Annotated in this window: 21 protein-coding genes and 2 pseudogenes; 17 read left to right on the top strand and 6 right to left on the bottom strand. The window is 72.0% G+C overall.

Annotated elements, in window-relative coordinates:
• Positions 1 to 291: 291 nt before the first annotated feature.
• Entirely contained in the window at positions 292 to 618 is a 327-nt protein-coding gene (locus ABZW03_RS04540) for a helix-turn-helix transcriptional regulator (protein ID WP_355252104.1), read from the bottom strand.
• A 4-nt stretch (positions 619 to 622) separates the two neighbouring features.
• Positions 623 to 1,699 carry a tyrosine-type recombinase/integrase gene (locus tag ABZW03_RS04535; protein ID WP_355252101.1) on the bottom strand — a complete coding sequence of 359 codons (1,077 nt, stop codon included), beginning with the start codon at positions 1,697 to 1,699 and terminating at the stop codon, positions 623 to 625.
• Between the two features lie 206 nt (positions 1,700 to 1,905).
• On the opposite strand from ABZW03_RS04535, the gene ABZW03_RS04530 reads away from it, so the two are divergent.
• From ABZW03_RS04530 to ABZW03_RS04460, 15 genes and pseudogenes are all read left to right on the top strand, one after another.
• On the top strand, positions 1,906 to 3,186 hold the full coding sequence (locus ABZW03_RS04530) for a hypothetical protein (RefSeq protein ID WP_355252098.1): 1,281 nt from the start codon (positions 1,906 to 1,908) through the stop codon (positions 3,184 to 3,186).
• Between the two features lie 225 nt (positions 3,187 to 3,411).
• Positions 3,412 to 4,161 (top strand): hypothetical protein, encoded by a 750-nt coding sequence (locus tag ABZW03_RS04525; protein WP_355252095.1) that lies wholly within the window; start codon positions 3,412 to 3,414, stop codon positions 4,159 to 4,161.
• A gap of 37 nt (positions 4,162 to 4,198) precedes the next feature.
• Entirely contained in the window at positions 4,199 to 4,537 is a 339-nt protein-coding gene (locus ABZW03_RS04520) for a hypothetical protein (protein ID WP_355252092.1), read from the top strand.
• Positions 4,538 to 4,590: 53 nt separating this feature from the next.
• A complete protein-coding gene (locus ABZW03_RS04515) occupies positions 4,591 to 5,400 on the top strand; it encodes a hypothetical protein (protein WP_355252089.1) in 810 nt (269 codons plus the stop codon).
• Between the two features lie 110 nt (positions 5,401 to 5,510).
• Entirely contained in the window at positions 5,511 to 6,008 is a 498-nt protein-coding gene (locus ABZW03_RS04510; protein ID WP_355252086.1) for a hypothetical protein, read from the top strand.
• A 452-nt stretch (positions 6,009 to 6,460) separates the two neighbouring features.
• A complete protein-coding gene (locus tag ABZW03_RS04505) occupies positions 6,461 to 7,507 on the top strand; it encodes a hypothetical protein (protein ID WP_355252083.1) in 1,047 nt (348 codons plus the stop codon).
• Positions 7,508 to 7,526: 19 nt separating this feature from the next.
• Entirely contained in the window at positions 7,527 to 7,949 is a 423-nt protein-coding gene (locus tag ABZW03_RS04500) for a hypothetical protein (protein WP_355252080.1), read from the top strand.
• A gap of 102 nt (positions 7,950 to 8,051) precedes the next feature.
• Complete coding sequence (locus tag ABZW03_RS04495; protein ID WP_355252077.1) at positions 8,052 to 9,833, top strand: TraM recognition domain-containing protein; 1,782 nt, start codon at positions 8,052 to 8,054, stop codon at positions 9,831 to 9,833.
• Entirely contained in the window at positions 9,830 to 10,315 is a 486-nt protein-coding gene (locus ABZW03_RS04490) for a hypothetical protein (RefSeq protein ID WP_355252074.1), read from the top strand. Before ABZW03_RS04495 ends, ABZW03_RS04490 begins: the two co-directional genes overlap by 4 nt.
• A 28-nt stretch (positions 10,316 to 10,343) precedes the next feature.
• On the top strand, positions 10,344 to 10,574 hold the full coding sequence (locus tag ABZW03_RS04485; protein WP_355252071.1) for a hypothetical protein: 231 nt from the start codon (positions 10,344 to 10,346) through the stop codon (positions 10,572 to 10,574).
• Positions 10,574 to 11,752: a DnaB-like helicase N-terminal domain-containing protein gene (locus tag ABZW03_RS04480; protein ID WP_355252068.1), complete on the top strand. Its 1,179-nt coding sequence runs from the start codon at positions 10,574 to 10,576 to the stop codon at positions 11,750 to 11,752. The genes ABZW03_RS04485 and ABZW03_RS04480 overlap by 1 nt, the downstream gene beginning before the upstream one ends.
• Positions 11,749 to 12,330, top strand: a complete 582-nt coding sequence (locus tag ABZW03_RS04475; protein ID WP_355252065.1) for a hypothetical protein — start codon at positions 11,749 to 11,751, stop codon at positions 12,328 to 12,330. Before ABZW03_RS04480 ends, ABZW03_RS04475 begins: the two co-directional genes overlap by 4 nt.
• 31 nt (positions 12,331 to 12,361) lie before the next feature.
• Entirely contained in the window at positions 12,362 to 12,949 is a 588-nt protein-coding gene (locus ABZW03_RS04470) for a hypothetical protein (RefSeq protein WP_355252062.1), read from the top strand.
• Positions 12,946 to 13,131: pseudogene (locus tag ABZW03_RS04465) on the top strand (DNA methyltransferase); the annotation flags it as partial. The gene ABZW03_RS04470 and the pseudogene ABZW03_RS04465, both read left to right, overlap by 4 nt.
• A pseudogene (locus ABZW03_RS04460) lies at positions 13,067 to 13,273 on the top strand (hypothetical protein); the annotation flags it as partial. The pseudogenes ABZW03_RS04465 and ABZW03_RS04460, both read left to right, overlap by 65 nt.
• A 123-nt stretch (positions 13,274 to 13,396) precedes the next feature.
• On the opposite strand, the gene ABZW03_RS04455 reads toward ABZW03_RS04460, so the two are convergent.
• Genes ABZW03_RS04455 through ABZW03_RS04440 form a run of 4 tightly spaced genes read right to left on the bottom strand, consistent with a single transcriptional unit; the run spans position 13,397 to position 19,097 of the window.
• A complete protein-coding gene (locus ABZW03_RS04455; RefSeq protein ID WP_355252060.1) occupies positions 13,397 to 14,668 on the bottom strand; it encodes a TniQ family protein in 1,272 nt (423 codons plus the stop codon).
• The gene (locus ABZW03_RS04450) at positions 14,661 to 15,926 is read right to left on the bottom strand and encodes a hypothetical protein (RefSeq protein ID WP_355252058.1); all 1,266 of its coding nucleotides are present in this window, start codon (positions 15,924 to 15,926) and stop codon (positions 14,661 to 14,663) included. Before ABZW03_RS04450 ends, ABZW03_RS04455 begins: the two co-directional genes overlap by 8 nt.
• Positions 15,907 to 18,165, bottom strand: coding sequence for a transposase (locus ABZW03_RS04445; RefSeq protein WP_355252055.1), 2,259 nt, complete (start codon positions 18,163 to 18,165; stop codon positions 15,907 to 15,909). The genes ABZW03_RS04450 and ABZW03_RS04445 overlap by 20 nt, the downstream gene beginning before the upstream one ends.
• Positions 18,162 to 19,097, bottom strand: a complete 936-nt coding sequence (locus ABZW03_RS04440) for a TnsA-like heteromeric transposase endonuclease subunit (protein WP_355252052.1) — start codon at positions 19,095 to 19,097, stop codon at positions 18,162 to 18,164. The genes ABZW03_RS04445 and ABZW03_RS04440 overlap by 4 nt, the downstream gene beginning before the upstream one ends.
• Before the next feature lie 119 nt (positions 19,098 to 19,216).
• Here ABZW03_RS04440 and ABZW03_RS04435 point away from each other — a divergent pair, with 119 nt between their 5' ends.
• Together ABZW03_RS04435 and ABZW03_RS04430 are read left to right on the top strand one after the other, a co-directional pair.
• A complete protein-coding gene (locus ABZW03_RS04435; RefSeq protein WP_355252049.1) occupies positions 19,217 to 20,005 on the top strand; it encodes a DNA cytosine methyltransferase in 789 nt (262 codons plus the stop codon).
• A gap of 156 nt (positions 20,006 to 20,161) precedes the next feature.
• Positions 20,162 to 21,370, top strand: coding sequence for an MFS transporter (locus ABZW03_RS04430; RefSeq protein WP_355252046.1), 1,209 nt, complete (start codon positions 20,162 to 20,164; stop codon positions 21,368 to 21,370).
• Positions 21,371 to 21,372 lie beyond the last annotated feature (2 nt).

Raw genomic sequence — 21,372 nt, 5'->3', positions numbered from 1 at the left:
CACCAGTCGGGTAGTGGCCCTGCCACCAACGACAGCTCCAGCAGTGCCAGTTGTGGGTGCGACGCACGCCCCAGGCGAGGCAGCCTCGGCACGAGCCGGGGTGGAGTGCGCCGCCGGGGTGGCAACTTGGGCAGAGGCCCTGACTGAAGTAGTCCGACGATCCGCACCGGAGGCACGCGGGTGCGGGGAACGGGCCTCCCGGCAGACAGTCGTAGCAGAAGTCGACGCGGGGCTTCGTCCAGGCGACCCGGCTGGTCTGGCACTTGAAGCAGCGAGGCGGCGGCGGTGTGGTCACAGTGGCGGCTCCGTCCTGCGGTTCCCGAAGCGGGGCGTGACGATCACCGGGGCATCCGAGGCTGCCGACGCGGCCTGCTCTTGCCGGGGCCGGCGGGCTGCCACCTTGTCGGGCTCACGGATCAAGAGCGCGGTGGGGTCGCAGTCCAGGACCTCGCAGATCACGTCCAGGTCGTCCAAGCGGATCGTGGTGGGGTTCCCCGTCCACAGGGCCGACATCTTCCCGGCGCTGATCTCCAGACCTGCTTCCAGGAGCTGGCGTCGCATTTCCGCGGACTTCCAGATGCCGCGTTCGGCCGCCTTCATCCGCAGGTTCCACCGCACGCCCTCACACCCCCATCCCGAACCGGGACGCCAGCCGCGAGTTGGCCTGGGTCCAGGCCTGCTCGATGTGCTCACTGTGGACGTGGATGTACCGGCTCGTAGTGGATAGCCATTCGTGTCCCAACAAATCCTGCAGCGCCTTGAGATCCATGCCGTCGACATACAGCGAGGAGGCACAGAAGTGCCGAAGCACGTGCGGCGTGAGCCGCCCGGCCCACGCCGGCAGCCACAGCTCGGTCTGCTTCTTGAGCGCGGTGCGCAACGCGTCGTCCCCGACGCGCTCGCAGCGGCCCAGGACCCTGTCGTGCCGCTCGCTCGGCAGTATGGGGGCGTCCGGATCGGACCAGTCGGGCCCGAACCGGTGCCGCACATCGGCAAGCCACCAGTCGATGAGTCGGTCGGCACCGTTGATCGCTGGCACCAGGCGGGTCTTCGGGCCGCGACCCCGGGAGCCCTTGCCGTAGCGGATGTGGAGCTTGCCGAACTCCCCCAGGTCGGGGCGCCAGTCGCGGATGTCCAGCCTGATCGACTCGTTGATCCGCAGGCCCAGCCGACGCCACAGCGACGCCGCGAAGTAGTTCCGCGCCGCAGGCAGGTACTTGCGCGAGTCCACGATCGACGAGCGCCAGTTGCCGAAGAGGTGATCGACCTCGGCGCTCGAGGGCGGAACGCGGATCACGCCCGACTTGCCGGATGGGCGGTTGAACTCGTCGATGGGTTGCTCGACGACGTAGCCGGTCAGGGCGTGGATGTCGCCCTGGTAGCGGCTGATCACGAAGTCGTAGAACTGGGCGATCATGCCCGCCTTGCCGGCGCGGGTGCTGTGGCTTCGGCCCTCGCGCCTCAGCCCCGCGAGGAACCGGTCAGCGTCGTCGCACGACGCGGTCCAGATCGGCTGGCTCATGGAGCGCGCGAAGTCGATGATCGCCGTTCGCGCGTTGCCTACGTGCCCATCGGTGAGCCCGGCCGCCGCCATCGCAAGGGCGTACTGATCGACGATCTCCTGCTCGAAGTCTTCGACGTCTTGTTGCGTCCGCAACGCGCGGGCGGACGAGATGTTCCGCACAACGGCGAGGGTCATCGGCAGCTCGGTTCAGAGATCTGGCGCACACGTCAGAGATACAGGCAAACCTTCAGGATTCCCGACGGAACGTCATGTTCTTCATCCCCACGGGTGAACCGCCGACTACCAGCTCATACAGGTCATCGCGGGGTCACCAACCACGACGAACCCACGGCAATAGAGACATGACCGCCGCCCCGGTCCTTCGAGAATCCTGAACTCGCTTGCCCAGCAACGACGCCGAGTCCTACCTCGACCACACCCACCTCACGGCGGCCGACTTCACGGCGTTCGAGCACCTGCTCGCCGCCCAACGCGACCGCCGCCCGTTCACCGACTCCGACTGGCGCCTCGTGCTCAGCTCCAGCGCCCACGGCGGCGACGGGCGGTGGGAATCCACCTACGCGCTGTTCCGCCCCGACGGTGCCTTCAGCAACCCGTCGCCCGACGACGAGACGTACGTGCGGGTGTACTTCGACAAAAACGGCCGGGCCCTGCCCGACCGACCACACGCCCCCGGGCCCCTCCCGCCGTTCGCCGCCGAGCTGGCCGAGCACCTGCCCGGCTGGACCGTCCAGGCCAGCCCGCTCGCCCCCGGCCGGGATCTCGCCGAGCTCCGCAGCCAGGCCTGGGGCTGGGGACGGCTGCCCTGGAACACCGCCTCCGCCCCGCACACCGCCCTCACTCTCACCGGCCCGGACGGCGAACGCCTCCTGGCCGTACGGACCGACGAGGACGCCCCGCTCCTCCTCGGCGCCGCGAAGCCCGACGACCTACCCGACTACGACCCTCAGGCGGTGCACCCGCCCGCGCTCGTCGTCCTCCCCGCCGATGTCCCGCCGGCCACGGTGGCGACCGAGGTCACCACCGCCCTGGGGCCGCGCTGCCGACAGGCCGCCTGGCTGGCCCGCACCAGCGCCGCCACCCACGCGATCAACGCCATCCGCCGCCTTGGCACCGCCTACATCCCGGCTCCCGGCGACCTCTGGGGCCGTGGCGAGATCGGCTCCTTCGACTCCCTGGAGGCCCGCAACCGCGCCGCCTGGCCGTACGCCGAGACACTCGTCAGTCAGGGCCCGTACCTCGTAGCCGACATCCGTTCCGCGGCGACGATCGAGGACCACCTCAACCCCGCCATCGGCCTCGACCTTCGGCGCCTCCACGTCAGCGAGACCGCGCTCAACCGGCTCCGGGAGGTCCGGGACAGCTGGTGGGATGCCACGGCCGGCACCACCGGCTTCCATCCCGAAGCCGATCAGATCCGGCAGCATGCCGAGGACCTGCGCAACGCGGAGGCGTGGACCGAGTCCTCGCGGATCGCGGACGGCCCGATCACCGCGCTGGCCACGCACGTCACCCGGAGGATCGGTCTCCCCGCGCCGGACCGCGAGGAGCAGGTCAAGGCGGCCGTCGCCCGCTCCGGCCACCTTCCGGGCCAGAGCGCCCCGGTCCCGGTGCCAGCGCCGACGCCGCTCCGGCCGGATGCACGGCACCCGGCCCGGTGACCAGTCGCCCTACCACCGGATTCCGGCCGGACCAAACCGCCGGATCCCCGCACCATCTGCACCGCGGCCCGCTACCCGAGGGCAATCGCCGCAGCTCTCCGGCCGGACCGCGTCCCTGCCCCTGCCCCTGCCCCTGCCCCTGAAGGAAGCCTGCTGTGCCTCGTCCGAACAGACCGCGCTCCGCCCACCGGTCCCACCGTCCGACCACCGAAGCGGAGCCCCACCGTGCCTGCCGCCGAACCCACCCAGCTTCCCGACGTCGCCATCGGGCACCACCCGAACCACGGCATCGTCGCCTCCCTGCCCACCCACTCCCCGGCCGCCCAGTGGATGCTGGAGCGCCTCGACTTCCAGCGCCTCCCCGGCCACCCCACCCTCTACACGCTCACCGACCAGCACCGCGAAGCCCCCGAACGCGCCGCCTGGGCCGCCAAGCTCCTCACCGGCGCCGGCTACCGCGTCGACACCGACATGGCCCTGGCCCCCGTGAACACCGGCAGGCAGGAACGGACACAGGCGCGAGCGGCCGCACCGGAGCCGACGCCCAGCCACCAGCCGGACACCGGTCCGGACGTCGCCATCGCCGAGCACCCGGCCCTGGGCATCGTCGCCGCCGTCGACAGCGACCATCCCTTCAGCCCCGGCATCTTCCTGGAGACCGACGGCTGGCGCCACCACCGGGACCTGGACGTCTACTTCCCGCCGGCCGGAACTCGGGCGGAGTCGCTCGACGTCGTGGCGCACACCGTCAGGGGACTGCGGCGCGGCAACTTCCAGGTCGGCTTGGAGCCCGGGCTCGCCGCGGAGGTCGCCGCTCACCGCGCTGAAGTCCGGCAGGCGTTCACCACGCACAAGTTCCGCGTCGACGAGGCCGCGCTCAAGGCTCCCACCCCCCAGCCCGCTCCTGCCGCCGCGCTCGGCGCCAGGCCGCCCTCAGCGGTCGACCCGCGCATCGCTTTCGCCCGCGCTCGCTGACAAACCCGCACGACCCACACCGCCTTGAGGAAGCCCCATGTCCGTTGCCGTCGCCCCCTCCGACGCCACCCCGGTCCTCCACTGCCCGCTCCCGCAGCTCGCCCAAGAGCCGGACGTGGCCTTCGCCGTCCACCCCGAACTGGGCATCGTCGCCGCCCTCCGCGATCACCTGCCACGCGAGCCGGCCGAACTCCTCACCGCAGCGGGATGGTGCCACCTGACGGACCTCGACATCTACCGCGCGCCCGCCGACGGCCTCGACGCCGTCGCCGAAACGACCATCCGCCTCCGGCAGGACCGGTACACCGTCGCGGTCGAACCCACCCTCGCGGACACCGTCCTCACCTGCGCCACCACCGGTGACCGCCGCCGCTGACCGTCCACCCCCCGCCGCCACCACCCGGGGGGCGTCCATCCCAGGAGCACCGCATGCAGCCCGTCGTCCAGTTCTCCGAGGACAACCTCGGCGTCACCGCCCTCACCCGTCTGCCGCTTCCGACCGGCCGGTTCGCAGCCATCACCGTTCCCCTGGCGAAGCGAGAGGTCGAGTTCACCATCGACTTCGAAACCGGCCAACACATCGAGGCGCGACTCCCGGACGGCAGCTTCCTGGTCGCCGGCCCCACGTTCGACGACACCGACCAGGATTTCGATCCGCCCGGACCGCAGAACGGCTGGTTCGTGGGCTGGCTCGACCCCCGCGTCGGCAAGGTCGAGGTCGAGCCCTTGTACGACAGCCAGTTCGGGGAACGCGACCAGCAGCACGGAACCGATGTCGCGCCGATGCACGCCGCCCTCGACGCGCACCTCGATCGCCGCGGTGTTCCGACCGAGCAGGACGTACAGGACCAGCGGAAACGAGCCGAGTCACTGCTTCACCGAGCCGGATTCGTCCCGGTCACCACCGGCTCTCAGCAGACCCACCACCGGCTTCCCTCCGCCATGACCGACCTGGCAGAGCGCCGGGTGGCAGTGACCCGGGCGATCGACTACCTGCGCGCCGAGGGCTTCGCGTACGACTGCCCAGCCGACCTGTTCGGCCAAACGGCCGCTCCCGCCGACCGACACGTTCCGCACCCGGGCCTCGCCGACCCGGCGGTGAGGCCCGCCACCGACCCCCGCGTCAGCGCCGCCCTCGCCACCTCTACGGCGGTCACGCGCACCCATACCGGGCAGCCGGTGCAGACACCGACTGGGCCCGCGCCGCCGAGCGCCGGTCGCCCCGGCCTGCGCCCCTGACTCGGACTGACGCGAACCGGCCCGCCACCGGCGCCCCAGTCCGCCGTCAGCGGCCACCGGACCCGTGCGCCGGCCTGATGCCTACTCCCCGATCACCAAGGAACAGATAGATGGCTGTGAAGAAGGTCTGGACGATCATCCACGCGTGCGGGCACGAGGCCGAACGCGACCTCGGCGCTCGCCCGGCCGACCGGCGAGCCGGCTTCGCCGACTGGCTCGCGAAGCAGGACTGCACCGACTGCTGGCGCGCCGCTCAGGACGGCGACGAGACGGGCAAGGCGGAGTGGCTGGCGGCCAAGCGCGCTGCCGAGCAGGCCGAGTCGGAAGCCTGGTCCCAGCAGTACCGGATGCCGCCGCTGGAGGGCACCGAGCGCGGCATCGCCTGGGGCATCCGGTGCCGCCACCAGGTCCTCGCCGCCGCCTACACCGCCCTCGTCCTCAACACCGGCATGCCGGAGCCGCTGTGGGAGCAGATCGAGGACCAGGCCCGCACGATCACCCGCGCCGGCTGGTGGATCGACCAGCGCGCCTCCGAGGCCGCCGACCTGCCCGAGCTACTCGACGCGGCCTTGGACACCGACCGGCCGACCGAGAACCCCTTCGTGTAGCCCCCGATGCCCTGCCCCCTCGGGCAGGGCACCGGATCAACTTCCCTTCCTCAGCCCCCGACTCGAAAGCACCACGACAGCCCGCCCCTGCGCCACAGCGTCCGGCGCACCGAGGGCACCACCGGTCCGCTCACCGCTCCTCGCTGACACTCGCGAAACGCCCGACCGGGCCTAGCCGACTCCTATCACCGAACTCCAGCCCGGCCAAACCGCCGAAAACGCGGATCCTCGCTCTGCCAGCCCGCCCGCCGGGCCCCACCGCCCGTCCGAGAGGGGACGCCCTGATAGCCCACCTGCAGCGCGCCACCACCACGGCCGCGCTGATCCCCGCCCTCTACGGCCTGGACGACCCGCGCGGCCGGCTGCGTCCCCGGCTGATCAGCGCCGACTATCGCGGCGCCGACAAGCAGCTGCCCTTCTTCGGCGACCCACAGGAGGTCCTCGGCGGCGGCGTGCTCGACACCCCCGCCCTGCGGATCGGCGCCCGGGCACCCGAGCACCCGGTGTGGATGTGCTCGGTGCGCTCCGACCCCCGACACCCGGACCTGAGCGACGCCCAGTGGGCCGACGTCGCCCGGCGCCTGGTCACCGCCACCGGGCTCGCCCCCGCCGACGACCCGAACGGCTGCCGGTGGGCCGCAATCCGCAACGGCGACCGGTCGGTGCACGTCGTCGCCACCGTCGTACGAGAGGACGGCAGCCTCCACGGCACCTACCGGGACCCCTTCCACGTGCAGGCCGAGTGCACCCGCATCGCCGCCGAACTCGGCCACCTCACCCGCACCGTCACCACCACCGCCAAGGACCACAGGATGCCCGCCATCACCATCAGCGCCGGACCCAGCGGCAGCGTCGTCGCCACCGGCACCAGCGACGACCTGTCGGCCACCCTGCTCCGTCACGCCGGGTTCAAGCAGATCGACGACTGGCACGGCCGCCGCCACCGGCTGCCCACCACCACGCCCAACCACGAGGCAGCCGCCTGCGCCACCCACGCCGCCGAGATGCTGCGCGCCGCCCGCTACAAGGTCGACCTCGACCCCCGACTCGACGTCGAGCCGCTCACCACCGTCGGCCAGCAGATCCTCGATCTCACCGATGAGCTGCGTGGCAGCACCGACTTCGCCGAACTCGCCGGGGTGCTCGACCAGCTGCTCGACCCGGACAACGGGATGCTCGTGCGCCTCCAGGAGGCCCTGGAGACCACCTCCGAGCAGATCACTGATCTCGACCCCGACCAGGTCGAACTCTCCGACCGGTTCGGCTTCGCGTCCGACCAACTCGTCGAGTTCCAGGCCGACCTGGCCGAGGCCGTGGAGGAGGTCCAGCGCGCCGGGTCCTCCGCACCGGGCGCCACCGCCGTCCGGGCCGCCGACGATCTGCGGACCCGCGCAGCCCTCGCCCGCAGCACCAGCCCGGGCGCTCCTGCCGCAGCCGCCCCCACCCGGCTGCCTCCCGTACCGGCCGCATCGGTCGGGCCCACCGGCCGCACCCGCTGACCCCCGGAAGGACATCGCCTTGGGTAACCTCGCCGACGCCTACGGCACCGACGTCGAGATCTACCGCTGGGTCGACGGCCTGGTCCGGGCCGACTGCCGTACCGACGCCCCCGACCAGGTCCACCACGTCCTGCGCCGGTGCGGCTTCACCGTTCCGCCCGAACCGGGCGACCCTGCCTCCTACAGCATCGCCCCGGACCTGCCGTTCGACGATCAACGGACCGCCGCTTCCGCAGCCGCCGGCATGCTGGACGACGCCGGGTACCGCGTCGCGATCGCCCCGCACCTGGTGGTCGGCTACATCGGCCACAACTGCACTGTCCGGCCCGACGAACAACGGCTCGCCGCCGCCCGCCGGACCTCCTGCGCAGTGGCCAACGCTGCCGCGCCACCCGGTGCCCCCGCCCCGGCAAGCCGCCGGTCCACCACCCGCACCCGCTGAAACATTCCGCCAGCCCCGTTACCGCAGAGAACAGTTCCGTGACCCGCACCAGAACCGAGCGCGCCCCGCCCACCACCCGCTCGGACCTCCCAGGACCCCCTCTTGCCTGCCCCGCGCACGAGCGCGCCGTCGACCACCACCGGCACGGACGCGCTGCTCTACCTCCTGTTCGGCGTCCTCGCCGCCGCCTTGGCCTTCGGCTCCCTCGCCTGGCTGACCGGCAACCTCACCAACGCCCTCACCGGCTCCGGCCCGTGGGCACCGTTCCACGTCACCGACGCCCTGCTGCACCCCGACCGGCTGTGGCCCCATCTCGACTCGGCCGCCGTCCTGGTCGGCGCCCGCCTCGTCCCCGGCGCGCTCACCCTCGCCCTCACCGTCACCGCGATCGTCCTGTGGCTGCGTCACCGCGCCGGGACGAAGAGCGGCCTGGCCCGGGCGGCGGACATCGCACTGCTGCTGGACAAGGAGGTCACGGAGAAGGCCCGCAGCCTGCGGCCGAGCCTGAAGGACCAGAAGGAGGTCGCGCCGGCCGACCGCGGCATCCCCATCGGCACCCTCTCCCCCGGCAGGGCTCAGGTCCGTGCCTCGTGGGAGGACGTGATGGTCGCGATCATGGCACCGCGCTCCGGCAAGACGAGCGGCATCGCGATCCCGGCGATCCTGGCCGCCCCCGGGCCGGTGCTGTTGACCTCGAACAAGGCCGCCAACGACGCCTACACCGCGTGCGTCGACGCCCGCGCGAAGGTCGGCAAGGTCTGGACCCTGGACCCGCAGCAGATCGCGCACCACCCACGCGAGATGTGGTGGGACATCCTCGCCGACGCCCGCGACCTCGCCGGCGCCAAACGCCTGGCCGGGCACTTCGTCACGGCGAGCGTGGACGAGTCCAGCGGATCCGACTTCTGGTCCACCGCGGCGAGCAACACGCTGGGGGCGCTGTTCCTGGCCGCCGCGAGCCACCGCCGCCCGATCACCGACGTGCTGGCCTGGCTCGCCTCCCCGGCCGACCGTACGCCGGTCGACCTGCTCGGCGACGCCGACCACCACGCGGTCGCCGCCCAGCTCCAGGGCACCGTCACCGGGGCCACCGAGACCCGTGACGGGATCTACGAGACCGCGCGGCAGTACGCCAGTTGCCTGCTGGACCCGGAGATCGCCGCCTGGGTCACCCCTACCAAGGGCGTACCGGAGTTCAAGCCGTTCGACTTCGCCTCCTCCCGCGACACGCTCTTCCTGCTCAGCAAGGACGGCGGCGGCTCCGCCAGCGCGATCATCGCCGCCGCGGCCGACGCGGTGATGCGCGCGGCCGTCATCGTCGCCGAACGCAACGGCGGCCGACTCGACCCACCCGCCCTGTGCGTCCTCGACGAGGCCGCCAACGTCTGCAAGATCAGCGACTTGCCGGACCTCTACTCCCACCTCGGCAGCCGGGGCGTCATCCCGATCACGATCCTGCAGTCCTACCGCCAGGGCCAGCGCTGCTGGGGCGAGGCCGGCATGGACGCCCTGTGGTCCGCAGCCACCGTCAAGGTGATCGGGTCGGGGATCGACGACGCCGACTTCGCGGACAAGCTGTCGCGGCAGATCGGCGAGCACGACGTGCAGACCGTCTCGGTCTCCAACTCCGACAGCGGCAAGTCGACGTCGGTCTCGATGCGCACCGAACGCATCCTTCCGCCGGACGAGATTCGCGCGCTCCCCAAGGGCAAGATCCTACTCTTCGCCACCGGCATGCGGGTCGCGATGCTCGACCTCAAGCCCTGGTACAAGGAGCGCTCCGCCAAGGAGATCGGCCCGGCCTCCTCCCGCGCTACCAAGGCCATCACCGAACGGGCCCTTGCCAAGTCCCATCACCACGACGGCTTCGGGCTGGCAGCATGACCATCTCGAACGCCTCCGTCCTCAAGCAGACGGGCTCCACGCCACAACTCGCATTGCCAGAACCGACGTTCTCCGGGCCCGGCTGGCGCCAGCCGCGCAGCGGCACCTGGGTCTACCAGGAAACCCCCGGTGGCGCCCATGTTCAGGCGGTCCTGCTGGACGACGGGAACTGGTTCCTCGACCTGTGGTCGCCGCAGTCCCGGTTGCTCGCCTCCGGCTCGGCTCCCGCCGACGAGGTCGCCGCCCTCGCGCCGGCACTCACCGCCAATGCCGCCCGGTGGACGCCGCCGTCCGGCCTGGACGCCTCCCGGCGCCGCTTCACCGCGACCGCCGAGGCCGTACGCGCCCACGCTCGCCCTGTACCGGACGAGGCCAGGGTCCGTGCTGCCACCTCCTCCTCGCCCGCCCGGCCCCAAGCCCTTCCGGCCGGGACGCCGGCGACCCCATCAGCCGCTGCGGCCCCAACGCGCCGTCACCGCTGAATTCGACCAACTCCCCGAGGATCTCTCCATGTCCGACAACTCTCCGATCCAGCCGGGCCGTTCGAAGCCGCTGGCCGGGGCGCCGGTCGTACGCCGGGGCGACCAGCGGCGGATGATCACCGGCGACGGCTCGGTCCTGACGACCGACTCGATGTTCACCGGTGAGCTGGACCGCTTCGCCGACGCAAGGGCTGCCGCCGACCGCATGGTCGCCCGACTCCGCGCCGACCGTGCCGACCGGCACCGCCGGAGCCGGTGATGGACCCGCTGCTGACCGGCGAGCAGGCCGCACTCGGAGCGGTCCTGCTCGATCCCCGCCAGCTCGACGGCCTCGACTGGCTGGAGCCGCGCGACTTCTACCGGCCAGGCCACCAGGCGCTGTTCGCCGCACTGCGCAAGCTCCGCGCCGAGGGCCACCCCGCTCTCGGCACGGAGGAAGTGGCATCCCTGGCCTGGCTCACCGACACGCTCGCCGAGGCCAGCCAGCACGTGCGCGGTCTTACTGCCTCCTACCTGCACGCCCTCGCCGCCGTCTGCCCGCGCCCCGCTCACGCGCCGCTCTACGGGCGGATGGTGTTGGAGGGGTCGATCCGCCGCACCGTCACCGAGCACGCCGATCGTCTGCTCGCCGTCGCCCGGGAGGACGCCGGGCAGCACGAGGTCCACGGCACCGCTACCCAGGCCGACGTCCTCGCGGGCGTCCTGAACGACCTCGCGACGCGCTGGGGAACTCACTCCCGGGCCACCGCCCTGAGGACGCCTACTCTCCCTACGGCCGTCGAGCCTCCCGCGGCGGCGCAGGTGGGCAACGAGCAGTTCCTGCTGTCCCTGCTCGTCCACCAGAACGGCGCGATCGAGGAGGTCTTCGACTGGCTTCGCCCACAGGACTTCGCCCATCCCGGCCACGGCCAGCTCTACCGCTGCCTCGGCGCACTCCACCACCGGGGCGAACCCATCGACCCGGTCACCACGCTGTGGGAGGTCCAGCGGCGCGGCCTGCTCGCCGAAGGCACGCTCACCGAGGAGCAGCTCGCGCCGGTACTGCGCGACGGGGCGGCGGGTTCGGCGGAGTGGCTGGGCGAGCAGCTCCTGCGCTCATCCCTCACCCGTGCCGCCGCCGGCGCCGCGCTGCAGATCGCCGCCCACGCCGACGAACGGCGCCTTGCCCCCGGACAGCTGATCGGCCACGCGCTGCACGCCCTCGGCCCGCTGGAGGAGCTACGGGCGCGCTGGCGCACCGCCACCTCCCCTCCCACACCACCACCCCGGCCGGACCCCGGCCAAGCGGCCCGCGTCCAGGCCGCGCTCGCCCGAAGCCCCACCCGGCCGGGCACCCGCGCGAACCCGACACCGAGCCACGTACCGCCACCTGCCCCCGGCCCGCAGCGGGTCCATGGGCACACCAGTCCCCGCCACTTCCACCGGAGCTCCATGTGACCACCCCCGTCAGTGAATCCCTCGCCCTGCAGTCCCTGGCCGCTCGCCTGGAAGGGCAACAGGCGCGCCTTCCCTCCTCGACCCGACTGCCGAACCGGCTCGCGGACGCCGCCTCGGTGAGCCAGAGCGTCACCGAACTCGGCCTACTGATCGCGGAGATGGGCCAGGCCATCCACACCCGGATTGCCCTCGAACCCGCCCCCGAGCACATGCTGCGAACGGCCTGGACCTACGGCGAGGTCGTCGACCGGATAGGTCAGGCGGCCTCGGCTCTCGGAGCGGTCACCGACCAGTTGGCCACAATCACCCACATCGCGCCTCTACGCGGCCGACCCGATGCCGATCAGGCACTGGCGACCGCGAACCAGGTCATCGAGGAAGCGGTCGCGACCGCCCACAGCGAGTTCGCGGAAGCCCGGCGGTCCATCCGGACGGCCGTCTCGATCATCGATGCACAGCAGGCTCGGGTCGAAGCCGCCCGAGCCCGCTCGACCGGCGACCTCCCCAGGGCCGCGCCGTACACACAGGCTGCCGCCGTGGCCACGCCTGTGTCGCCGTCCCTTGTGCGCTCGCACTGAACCGCCCTTGTGCGACCTCCAGGAACCACCCGTGAACGCACCCATCGACGAACCGCTCGCCCTCCGCACCCGGGCAAGCGCCCTGCAGCAGCAGGAAGCACTGCTGCCTTCCATCATCGGCCCCGCCAACGCGCCGGACGCCGTGCAGGTCGGCCGGCGGATCGCCGCGCTCGGCGCGCTCATCCGGGAGCTGGGGGACGAGTTCTCCGCCCGGGCCGCCAACCAGCCCGCACACGGCGATTCGATCCGCGCCGCCATGGCGTACGCCGAAGCCGTCAGCAATCTCGGCGAAGCTGCCGCCGCTCTCGGAACGGTCGCCCAGCAGCTCGGCTTCCTCGGCAAGACCGCCGAAGCCCGTCATCTCCCCTGGGCCAGGGAGGCCCGCAAGGACGCCGTCCGGGTGATCGAGTACGCCGTCGAAACCGCCCGCGACGAACTTCGCCACGGCGCCCAGAGCCTGACCCAGACCGCCTCGCACCTGTCCGACCCGTTCGACGGCCTCCGCCGGCAAGCCGCGCTGGGCCGATCGGCAACCACCCCACCTGCTCCGGCGGACCTGGGCGCCCCGGCGCCAGCGCCAACCGCGCCTGCTGCTCTCACCGTCCGGAGCCGACGGTGACGCCGCCGATCGCCGACCGCGGCCCGCTGGTCGGGAGCCTGTGCTCCGGGTACGGCGGTCTCGACCTCGGGGTCCTGGCCGCGTTCGGCGGCCGGGTCGCCTGGCACGCCGAAGTCGATACGGGCGCCTCCCGGATCCTGGCCCGCCACTGGCCGCACGTGCCGAACCTGGGCGACATCACCAAGATCGACTGGTCCCACGTTCCGCGGGTGTGCGTCCTCACGGCCGGATTCCCCTGTCAAAGACGTCTCGGTCGCCGGCCGCCGAGCCGGTCTCAACTCAGCTACCCGATCGGGCCTTTGGCTGCACGTGGCACGCGCGGTCGAAGCCCTCCGCCCACATCTCCTGGTGGTCGAGAATGTACGAGGACTCCTCACCTCCCCCGCTGCCGTCGCCTCCGCTGGCGTGTGCCGGGACACGTTAGGTGTCACCTGGACAGGATTGTTGTCACTGCGGGGCTCGAGACAGGCTGTCGCTGTGGCGTTCGATGACCTCTTCCTGGGTGGCCTGGCCGAGTGCTTGGCGGTGGCCCCCGAGGACCACTTGGAGGGGGAAGGAGGTGCCGACTTGTCGGCGGAGGGGGTAGCTGACGGCGTGGTTGATGGCTGCGGCTTCGTCGACGAGCGGCCGGAGGTAGGTTGCGGCTTCGACTTCGTCTCGGGCCTGGAGGAACTTGTCCGCGATGGTGAGGATGGCGGCCGTGGTCAGGGAGTCGTCCGGCGGGGTGGTGAAGATCCGGGCTCGGCTTCGCGGGGCCTCTCGAAGTTCTAGGAACTGCTCATGACGGTGGCCGGCCTCCAGGTCGATGACCTTGGCGAGGGCCTGGCTCGGTGCGTGCGGGCGTGCTTCCGGCCAGGACATCAAGATCATCGCGGCGACAGCCTTCAGGTCCATGAAGTACTGAGCGGTGGGGACGAGCCAGCCGACGCTTCCGACCTGCTCGGGTCCTTCGGGCGCGAGGAGGGAGAGAAATCGCTCTTGCAGGCTGATCAGCGCATTTCGTGATCGGGAATCGGCCGGCAGCGCGTCGAGGCCCGGCGCGACCTTGGTGAGGTCGGCGCCGCAGGCCGGCCGGTTGCCGCGGAGGTTGACGACGGGGCCGGAGCCGCGGCATTGGGTGGGGTGCAGTGTCTCGTCACGGGGCCGGGCCAGCAGCGTCTGCCAGTTCGCCGCGTGCGGCAGTTCTCCGCAGACGTGGCATTGGCGACGCAGAAGCCGCTGGTGCTGAAGGCAGAGGAAGATCGGGGGTAGGTGCCAGTTCCGGAGCCAGGGACCGCCGTAGAGGTCCTGGATCTGGGAACCGTCGCCGGCCAGGCACTGCGGGCAGTACTGGACTCGGTCGGTCAGGACCCACGGGTTGTTGTAGCGCAGTCGGCCGGGGATGGTCCTGATCAGATAGCGCGGACTCAGCGGGCCGTAGCGGTGTTGAAGCGAGACCAGCAGCAGACCGTCGACCTCCTCCAGGCTCAGGCGGGTGGTGTGCGCGAAGACTTCGCGGCGGCCGTTGTCGAGGGCGAAGGCCCGGCTTCCGGGGATGCGCCAGGTGAACTTCCCGTTCGGCTGGCGCTCGGAGAGGCCGGTTCGCACGACGACTTGGCTCGGCTGCAGGCCCAGCCGGAAGCCCAGCCGGCGGAGGTAGCCGGACAGGGCCTCGCCTTCCAGCGGGTCCAGGCTCTTCGGCAGCGGACGCAGATCCGCCGGGTCGGGCAGTTCAGGCATCGGCAGCTGGCCTCTCACCGCGGTCGTCGAAGACCGTGTTGCGGCCCTTGCGGCGGGGCCTCGGCGCCGGGGCGGGGACGGCGATGTCCTCGGGGATCTCGGGGATCTCGCCGGCGGTGGGGTCGCGGTCGGCGAGGTTGCCGAGCCGGATCGGGATCCCGGCCAGTAGGTCGACGGTCAGCTCCTCAGCCTGGGAGTCGATCGCTTCGGTGCAACCGTCCTCGATCAGTCGCCGCAGCAGTCCGACGATGCCGCCGGTGCGGCGGAACAGGTACTCGGGCATCGCGCCCTCGGTCAGCATGCCGGGCCGGGCCTGCAGCAGCCGCAGTCGGTCCTCGATCCCGGCCAGGTGATCGAGCCATGCCTTGATGCCCTTCGGGCTGTCGTAGTCGAACGGGTCGAGGTCGACCAGGTCGAAGCGCCGTTCGGTCTGCGTGGCGGCGCCCGGGTTGAAGGTCTGGCCCGGCTTGACCGGCGGCAGGATCCACTGTCCGGTGCGCGGGTCGGGCCGCCCGCCCCGCAGCAGGCCGGAGTTGGGGATGTCGACACCGATCAGCACCAGGGTGACGTTCAGGTCCATCAGCTCCCGGATGAGGTCGAGAGTGTCCTGGTCGTCCTCGCGGTGGAGCCTGAGCCGGGTCACGTCGTCCAGCAGCAGCGCGGTGGTGTGATGGACCCGGATCGAGTCGGCGACCTGGCGGACCATGCCGTGAAGGGTCTTGGGGTGCGGCGCCGCGTAAAAGTCCAGGATCGCCGCGCACAATCCCTTCGGGGTCGCCCGGACCGGGGTGCGGCAGTAGGCGACCGGGACGAACAGGTCGCGGGTGCCGGGGATCGGTCCGGGCAGCAGCTGGCGGTGCAGGTCCCGCCAGAGCGCCTCGAACGTGGCCGCCGCGTCGCAGGCCGTCTCGGTCTTCCCCAGGTAGCCGCCCCCGCTGACCATCAACCCGTCGCGGGTGCCGGGCTCGAAGTTCAGCGCGTTGTTCCGCAGGCGCCCGCGCATCAGCTTGGTGACCTTCGCGCTCATCGGCGTCTCCAGCAGGCCCAGGTTGACGTGGGTCGCGGTGCGGTGCAGATCGTGCAGGGCCCGGCGGCGCGGGCTCAGCGCCGCGTACTCCTCGAGCGAGAGCCTCGGGGCGGGGATGAACTTGTCCCGTTGGTCCTGCCATCGCTTCCAGCCCTCGTGCCGGGTTCGGTCCGGCGGCGGGCCCGCGCGGAGGAAGGGGACGATGCCGCTCTCATCCGGCACTGTGATCATCGGCCTGCCCTTCGTCGTCCTCCGGCAGGAGGAACAGGTCTCGTGTGCGGAACGCCTCGCCGAGCGGCGGTGGCGGCTTCGGCCGGCCCTCGACCGCGCCTTCGCGGCGGTGCCGCCGTTCGCCGTCGAGGCTCTCCTGGGCCTGGCGGACGCGTTCGGGCCAGCGCATCGGCGTGACCACACCCCCACCGGCTGCGGACCGGGACTCGCCGTCACCACGTCGGGGCCGGTCGCCGGCTGCGGCCTTCGCCCGGGTGACCTCGCGGGCGTGCTCCCTGCGCTGCGACTTCGTCAGGCGGGTCTTCCACTGGCTGACCGGTGCCCGTGCGCCGATCAGCTCCAGGAGGACCGGCAGCAGCTCATGGTCGGTCTTCGGCCGCAGCCCGGATGCCTCGGCCTTCTTCAGCACCTCGCGCACTCGCGCGTCGCCGAACGCGGGCGCCTGTCCCTGGGGCGGCAGCCCGGTCCAGGCCAGCGCGTGCCACTCGTGGGTGATCGGATCCTGGAAGAACACCTGGCGCCGGTCTCGCGGATCGCGCCGGATCATCCATTTGCCCTTGTGCTTCCCGCCCCGGGTCGACCGCTCGCCCCGGTAGTCGCGCAGGACGCTCTCGTCGTCGTACCAAAGTCCGCGGATCTTCACTCCGCGGCGTGCGTCGATCTCGACGAAGTGCGCGGGCAGCAGTTCGTAGAACAGCTCGGGCGAGGGGATGTGCATGGCGAAGCCGGCCTGCGCGAACGACGCCGCGAACAGCGAGTTCGGGCTGTGGTCCCCACCCGGGTCCCAGCTCGGCGCGTGCTCCCCCAGGCGCCGCCGTTGCCAGACGGACACGATCCAGGTCGCGACCAGGTGCTCCATCTCGTCGACGGTCAGCACCGCGTCGCCCTCCGGATCGGCTCCGCGGTCGGCGGCGTCGATGCCGGTGTAGCCGGGCAGCTGCTCGAACAGCAGGGACCGGACGGAGCCGAAGGCCCGCTCGACGGCGTGCTTGTCGGTCGGCCGCAGGACCCGGGCCGGCAGCACGTTGCAGCCGAGCACCCGCTGGACCTCCACCAGGTGGTGGTTGCGATAGACGGATCCGTGGTCGGTGGTCACCGTCTCCGGCGCGAAGAACGGCAGCCCGGCGACCTGGTGCCCGGCGAACTCGGCGACCACCGCCGCCGGCAGCCCGGGGTAGGGCCACTGGAGTTCCTCGCCCCAGTCGGCGCGCATCGGCAGGGGCAGCATCACGTCCCTGAGCAACATCGCGACGTCCACCGACGTGTCGGACACCAGCGTCAGGCAGAACGCGCAGAGCGAGTGCGTGTGCACGTCCATCGCCAGGGTCAGGTGGACCTTCACCGGATCGCCGAACACGCCGTCGCGGACCATCACGGGCAACACCGTGGTGTCCAGCGCGACCACCTGGCCGGGCCGGTGGACGACGACGTGCCCGTTCTTCACCGGGAGTTCGGCGGAGCGGGCATAGCGCTGGCGCGCTCCACCCGCGCCGAACCACTCCCGCCAAACCCGGCAGAGCGTGCGGTAGGTCGGGACCTCGGTCGCGGGGTCGAGCTTCAGCTCTTCCCGTACGTATTGGTGGATCATGCGCTCGCGGGTGCGCATGGTCACCTTCGCGCGGTGCAGGGTCTCCGCCCGGACCGCGAGGATCGCCTCCCGGACGGCCTCGGTGATGCTCGGGTGGCCGCCGCTCTCCCGCAGCCAGCGGTCGTCAGCGCAGCCGATCAGTCCGAACCGCTGCCGTTCCTGTTCCCAGCGGATCAGCGTGCGATAGCCGACCCGGCTCAGCCCGAGCAGTTCCGCCTCGCGGCGGTCCATGGCCGCAAGCTCGGCCACCTTCGCCCGCCGTCGGCCTGTCAACGTCGTGGCGTCCGGGTCGTACTCAGGTTTCGGTTCGCCCGGCCCCGGCCGCAGCCGATCGCCACTGCGGAAGCCGGTGGCGACTTCGAGCAGGTGAGCCAGCCTCAGCACGGCGAGCTGCCGCTTGCCCGGCTTCAAGTCGTCCACGGTCTTCGCCTGGCGCCCGCGGTCGGCTCCCGCGGACGCGGTGCGCGAAGATCGCTTGCAGTCAGGGTGGTTGGCGAGGAAGCGGAAGGTCACTCGCTGCCGAGTGCCGCTCTGGTCCACCAGCTGAACCCGGCCGAGTTCCGGTTCGCGCCGCTCGACCGTCCACTCGGTGCCGTCCAGCACCAGGCCGGCGCCCGGCGACAGGTCCAAGATCCTCACTGCGGCGGTCATGATTCCCGCTCCTCGCCGGTGACGACCATGGACCGGTCGGCCAGCGGCTGGCTCAGGTCGGTGCCCAGCCGCCGGTGCCAGAGCAGATGAAGGAGCTGGGCCCGAGCGATGGGCGGGAACGGCGTGGTCTCAGCGAGCTCACCGAACGTCAGGCCTTGGCGTGCCGATGCGAGCAGAGCCGGCCGCAAGCCCAGCGGGTCGGACAGCGGGCGGCGCTGGGAGGAGAAGGCGTCCAGAGCGGCCGGAGCGTGCTCCCGCCAACGGGCTGCGACCGTGTAGTGCCATCCGCAGGCGAGGGCGACCTCGGCCGCCGCGGCGAACGACTCCCGATCTCCGTCCTTGATCAGCCGCTCAGGGCGGACGTCGATCAGCCAAACGCCGGAGCGGGTCACCGCGAGGTAGTCCGGGATGTGGCTCCGGCGTTTGCCCGACGCGCCGAACCGGAGCTTGATCGGCTGCGACACGATGTCGAGCAGGCCGGCCGCGAAGTCGAGAGCAAGCAGCACCCGGGCCTCCTCCAGGCTCTCGGTGCCGTGGTGGCGGCCTGTGCTCACCAGGAACTGCAGGCCGGGACGGTGCCGTTGGGAGCGCTGCCAGGAGAACCAGCGCATCGGGTCACTGTCGACGACCGGAAGCCGGGCGAGGTCCTGCACCGTGCTTGAGGTCTCGTTGCCTCCCGCCCGCCAACTGGCCGTCCAACGCCGAGTCCAGCCCTCCTCCAGGTCCAGACCCTCACGCCCGGACGCCACCGACACCGGAACCAGAAGGTCCTCCCACCCGCAGTCGTGGGACCACAAAGGCGGCCCGACCTGAGTCAGGCCGAGCCGCGTACGCCCGCACGCGAGCCGTCTCTCGTCCATAGCCACCAGGGAACCGACCGCCGACACGTCTCGGGGCAGATCTTCGAAACCGGTGACAACAAGACCGACCATGCACCGCGGGTGACAACAACGATGGCCAAACGGTGCCAACCAGCCCGTCCCAACCCGAGCAAACACGCAGGCCCCGGTCTACGACCAGTGACAACTAGCGTGTCTCGGCACATGGCGACGTGGAACAGTGTCCGTGGTGTGTGGGAGACGACCCAACCCAGCCTGATCTGCGGGCACTTGGCGCCGTACTCGGCACCCTGGCCGAGCTCCGGTACGACGCGCGATGGCTCGTGCTTCGCGCCTCCGACGTCGGCGCACCCCACCACCGGGCCAGGGTCTTCCTCACCGCCTGGCCAGCCGACGGCGGCGCTGCTCAAGACCCCCACGTCCAACATCGCGACGAACGGCGGCTCGCAGCATCCGCAGAAGAGGAAGCGCGGGGGCCATGGTCCGATTTTGGCGGACGAGGTGGAGTGGCTGCTGCCCACGCCGAAGGCGTCGGACGGGATCAAGGGCTCGCCGAACCAGCGGCACGGCGGCGGGGACCTGACTCTGCCCTCGGCGGCAGCCTCGCTCCGCCCCTCCTCGTCCCGGAACCCAGCCTCGCGCTCCCGCAGGCGGTCGGCCCGGCCCGCGCCGGAAGCGATGGCACTGCCGCTGTGGGCGGAGGCCGTGCCGCAATCCGACTCGACCCCGGACGATGGGGACCGTACGCCGGCGCCGTCGCCCGATGGGAGACGCTCACCCGCCCGGCGCCGCCTCCCATCGACGAAGGCGGGCGGCTTCGCGCGGAGTTCGTCGAGTGGATGCAGGGGCTTGATCCGGGCTGGGTGACCGCCACCCCGGGGCTCGGGCGCCCGGCCCAGCTCACCGCCCTCGGCAACGGCGTCGTGCCTCAACAGGCTCGCCGGGCAGTGGAGTTGCTGGCGCCACCCTTCCCTCCATGCCCGCGCTGCCGTACCGGATGAGGGGCTTCTACCCCTTCTTCCCGGCCGTACCAAGTCCCGGAATCCGCGGACTCTTCTCTCCGCAGCCGCACCGAGCCGAGGGGGCTGTCATGCCTGCGCATGCCCCGGTCCGGCGCGCCCGCGCGCCGCCGGCCGTACGACCGAAGGACCTTCTCCTTGAGCACCACCACCGCCTGCGGCCCGGCCCAGGACAGCACCTACCGCGCCGTCCTGGGCTCGCCGCACGTCGCCCGCCTGCTGGGCGGCACCCTGGTCGGCCGCCTGCCCACCGGCATGGCGCCGATCGCGATCCTGCTGCTGGTACGCGCCGAGCACGGCCCGCTGGCCCTGGCCGGAGCCCTCGGCGCCCTGTACGGGCTCGCCTCCGCGCTCGGGCAGCCGCTGCTCGGGCGCCTGGTCGACCGCCACGGCCAGACCCACATCCTGGTCGCCGCCACGGCCACGGCGAGCACGGCGTTCCTGCTGCTGCCGTGCACCGGTCCGGCGCGCCACCCGGTGCTCGCGGCCTTCACCGCGCTGGTGGCGGGGCTGGCGACGCCGCCGCTTGAGGCCGGCCTTCGGGCGCTGTGGCCGGTGCTGCTGCCCGACGCCGGGCGCCAGCGCACCGCGCTCTCGCTGGACAGCAGCACCCAGGGCCTGGTGTTCGTCGCGGGTCCGCTGCTGGCCACCGGCTTCGCGGCCGGCGCCGGAGCGGCCACCGCGCTGGTGGCGACCGCGGCGCTCGGCCTGCTCGGCACCGGCCTGGTCGTGACCGCCCGCCCCTCCCGCGCCTGGACGCCGGCCGAGTTCACGGAGGCGGTGCACTGGACGGGGCCGCTGCGGGTGCCGGGCCTTCGGGTGCTGTTCGCCGCGCTGATCGGCACCGGTGTCGCGCTCGGCGCCGTCAACGTCCTGGCGATCGGCGCGGCCGAGCGCCACCACGCCGGCTGGCTGGTCGGGGTGATGCCGGCCGCGCTGTCCCTGGGCAGCATGCTCGGCGGCCTCGCCTACGGCCGCCACGCCTGGCCCGGCGCCCCGACGAAGCACCTGGTCGCAGCCTCGGTCGGCTTCGCCGCCGGATGGTTGCCGCTGCTGCCCGACCCCGCCCCCGCCGTCGCCGTCCTAGGCGCCGTGCTGCCCGGCACCTTCCTCGCGCCGCTGCTGACCGCGAGCTTCCTGACCGTCGACCGCCTCGCTCCCGAAGGCGAGAGCACGGAGGCGTTCGCCTGGCTGATCGCCTGCATCGGCGGCGGCCAGGCCGCCGGCACCGCCCTCGCCTCTCTCGTCGCCGCCATCGGCCCGCAGTTGCTCGCGCTCGTCCCGCTTGCCGGAGCCGGTGCCGCGCTGTGGCTGTTGCACCGCTTCAACGACCTCCTCTCCTCCTGACC

It is taken from the genome of Kitasatospora sp. NPDC004799 (assembly GCF_040609095.1).
In the GTDB taxonomy this organism is placed as follows: Bacteria; Actinomycetota; Actinomycetes; order Streptomycetales; family Streptomycetaceae; genus Kitasatospora.
The sequence above is the reverse complement of the archived record's forward strand: the minus strand, read 5'-3'. Positions and strand labels throughout refer to the sequence as shown.

What these genes read in the sequence shown, in the direction of transcription:
- ABZW03_RS04535 (WP_355252101.1), bottom strand. Translation starts at nt 1,699, where the DNA reads ATGACCCTCGCCGTTGTGCGGAACATCTCGTCCGCCCGCGCGTTGCGG.
- ABZW03_RS04520 (WP_355252092.1), top strand. Translation starts at nt 4,199, where the DNA reads ATGTCCGTTGCCGTCGCCCCCTCCGACGCCACCCCGGTCCTCCACTGC.
- ABZW03_RS04515 (WP_355252089.1), top strand. Translation starts at nt 4,591, where the DNA reads ATGCAGCCCGTCGTCCAGTTCTCCGAGGACAACCTCGGCGTCACCGCC.
- ABZW03_RS04510 (WP_355252086.1), top strand. Translation starts at nt 5,511, where the DNA reads ATGGCTGTGAAGAAGGTCTGGACGATCATCCACGCGTGCGGGCACGAG.
- ABZW03_RS04490 (WP_355252074.1), top strand. Translation starts at nt 9,830, where the DNA reads ATGACCATCTCGAACGCCTCCGTCCTCAAGCAGACGGGCTCCACGCCA.
- ABZW03_RS04485 (WP_355252071.1), top strand. Translation starts at nt 10,344, where the DNA reads ATGTCCGACAACTCTCCGATCCAGCCGGGCCGTTCGAAGCCGCTGGCC.
- ABZW03_RS04480 (WP_355252068.1), top strand. Translation starts at nt 10,574, where the DNA reads ATGGACCCGCTGCTGACCGGCGAGCAGGCCGCACTCGGAGCGGTCCTG.
- ABZW03_RS04455 (WP_355252060.1), bottom strand. Translation starts at nt 14,668, where the DNA reads ATGCCTGAACTGCCCGACCCGGCGGATCTGCGTCCGCTGCCGAAGAGC.
- ABZW03_RS04450 (WP_355252058.1), bottom strand. Translation starts at nt 15,926, where the DNA reads ATGATCACAGTGCCGGATGAGAGCGGCATCGTCCCCTTCCTCCGCGCG.
- ABZW03_RS04445 (WP_355252055.1), bottom strand. Translation starts at nt 18,165, where the DNA reads ATGACCGCCGCAGTGAGGATCTTGGACCTGTCGCCGGGCGCCGGCCTG.
- ABZW03_RS04440 (WP_355252052.1), bottom strand. Translation starts at nt 19,097, where the DNA reads ATGGTCGGTCTTGTTGTCACCGGTTTCGAAGATCTGCCCCGAGACGTG.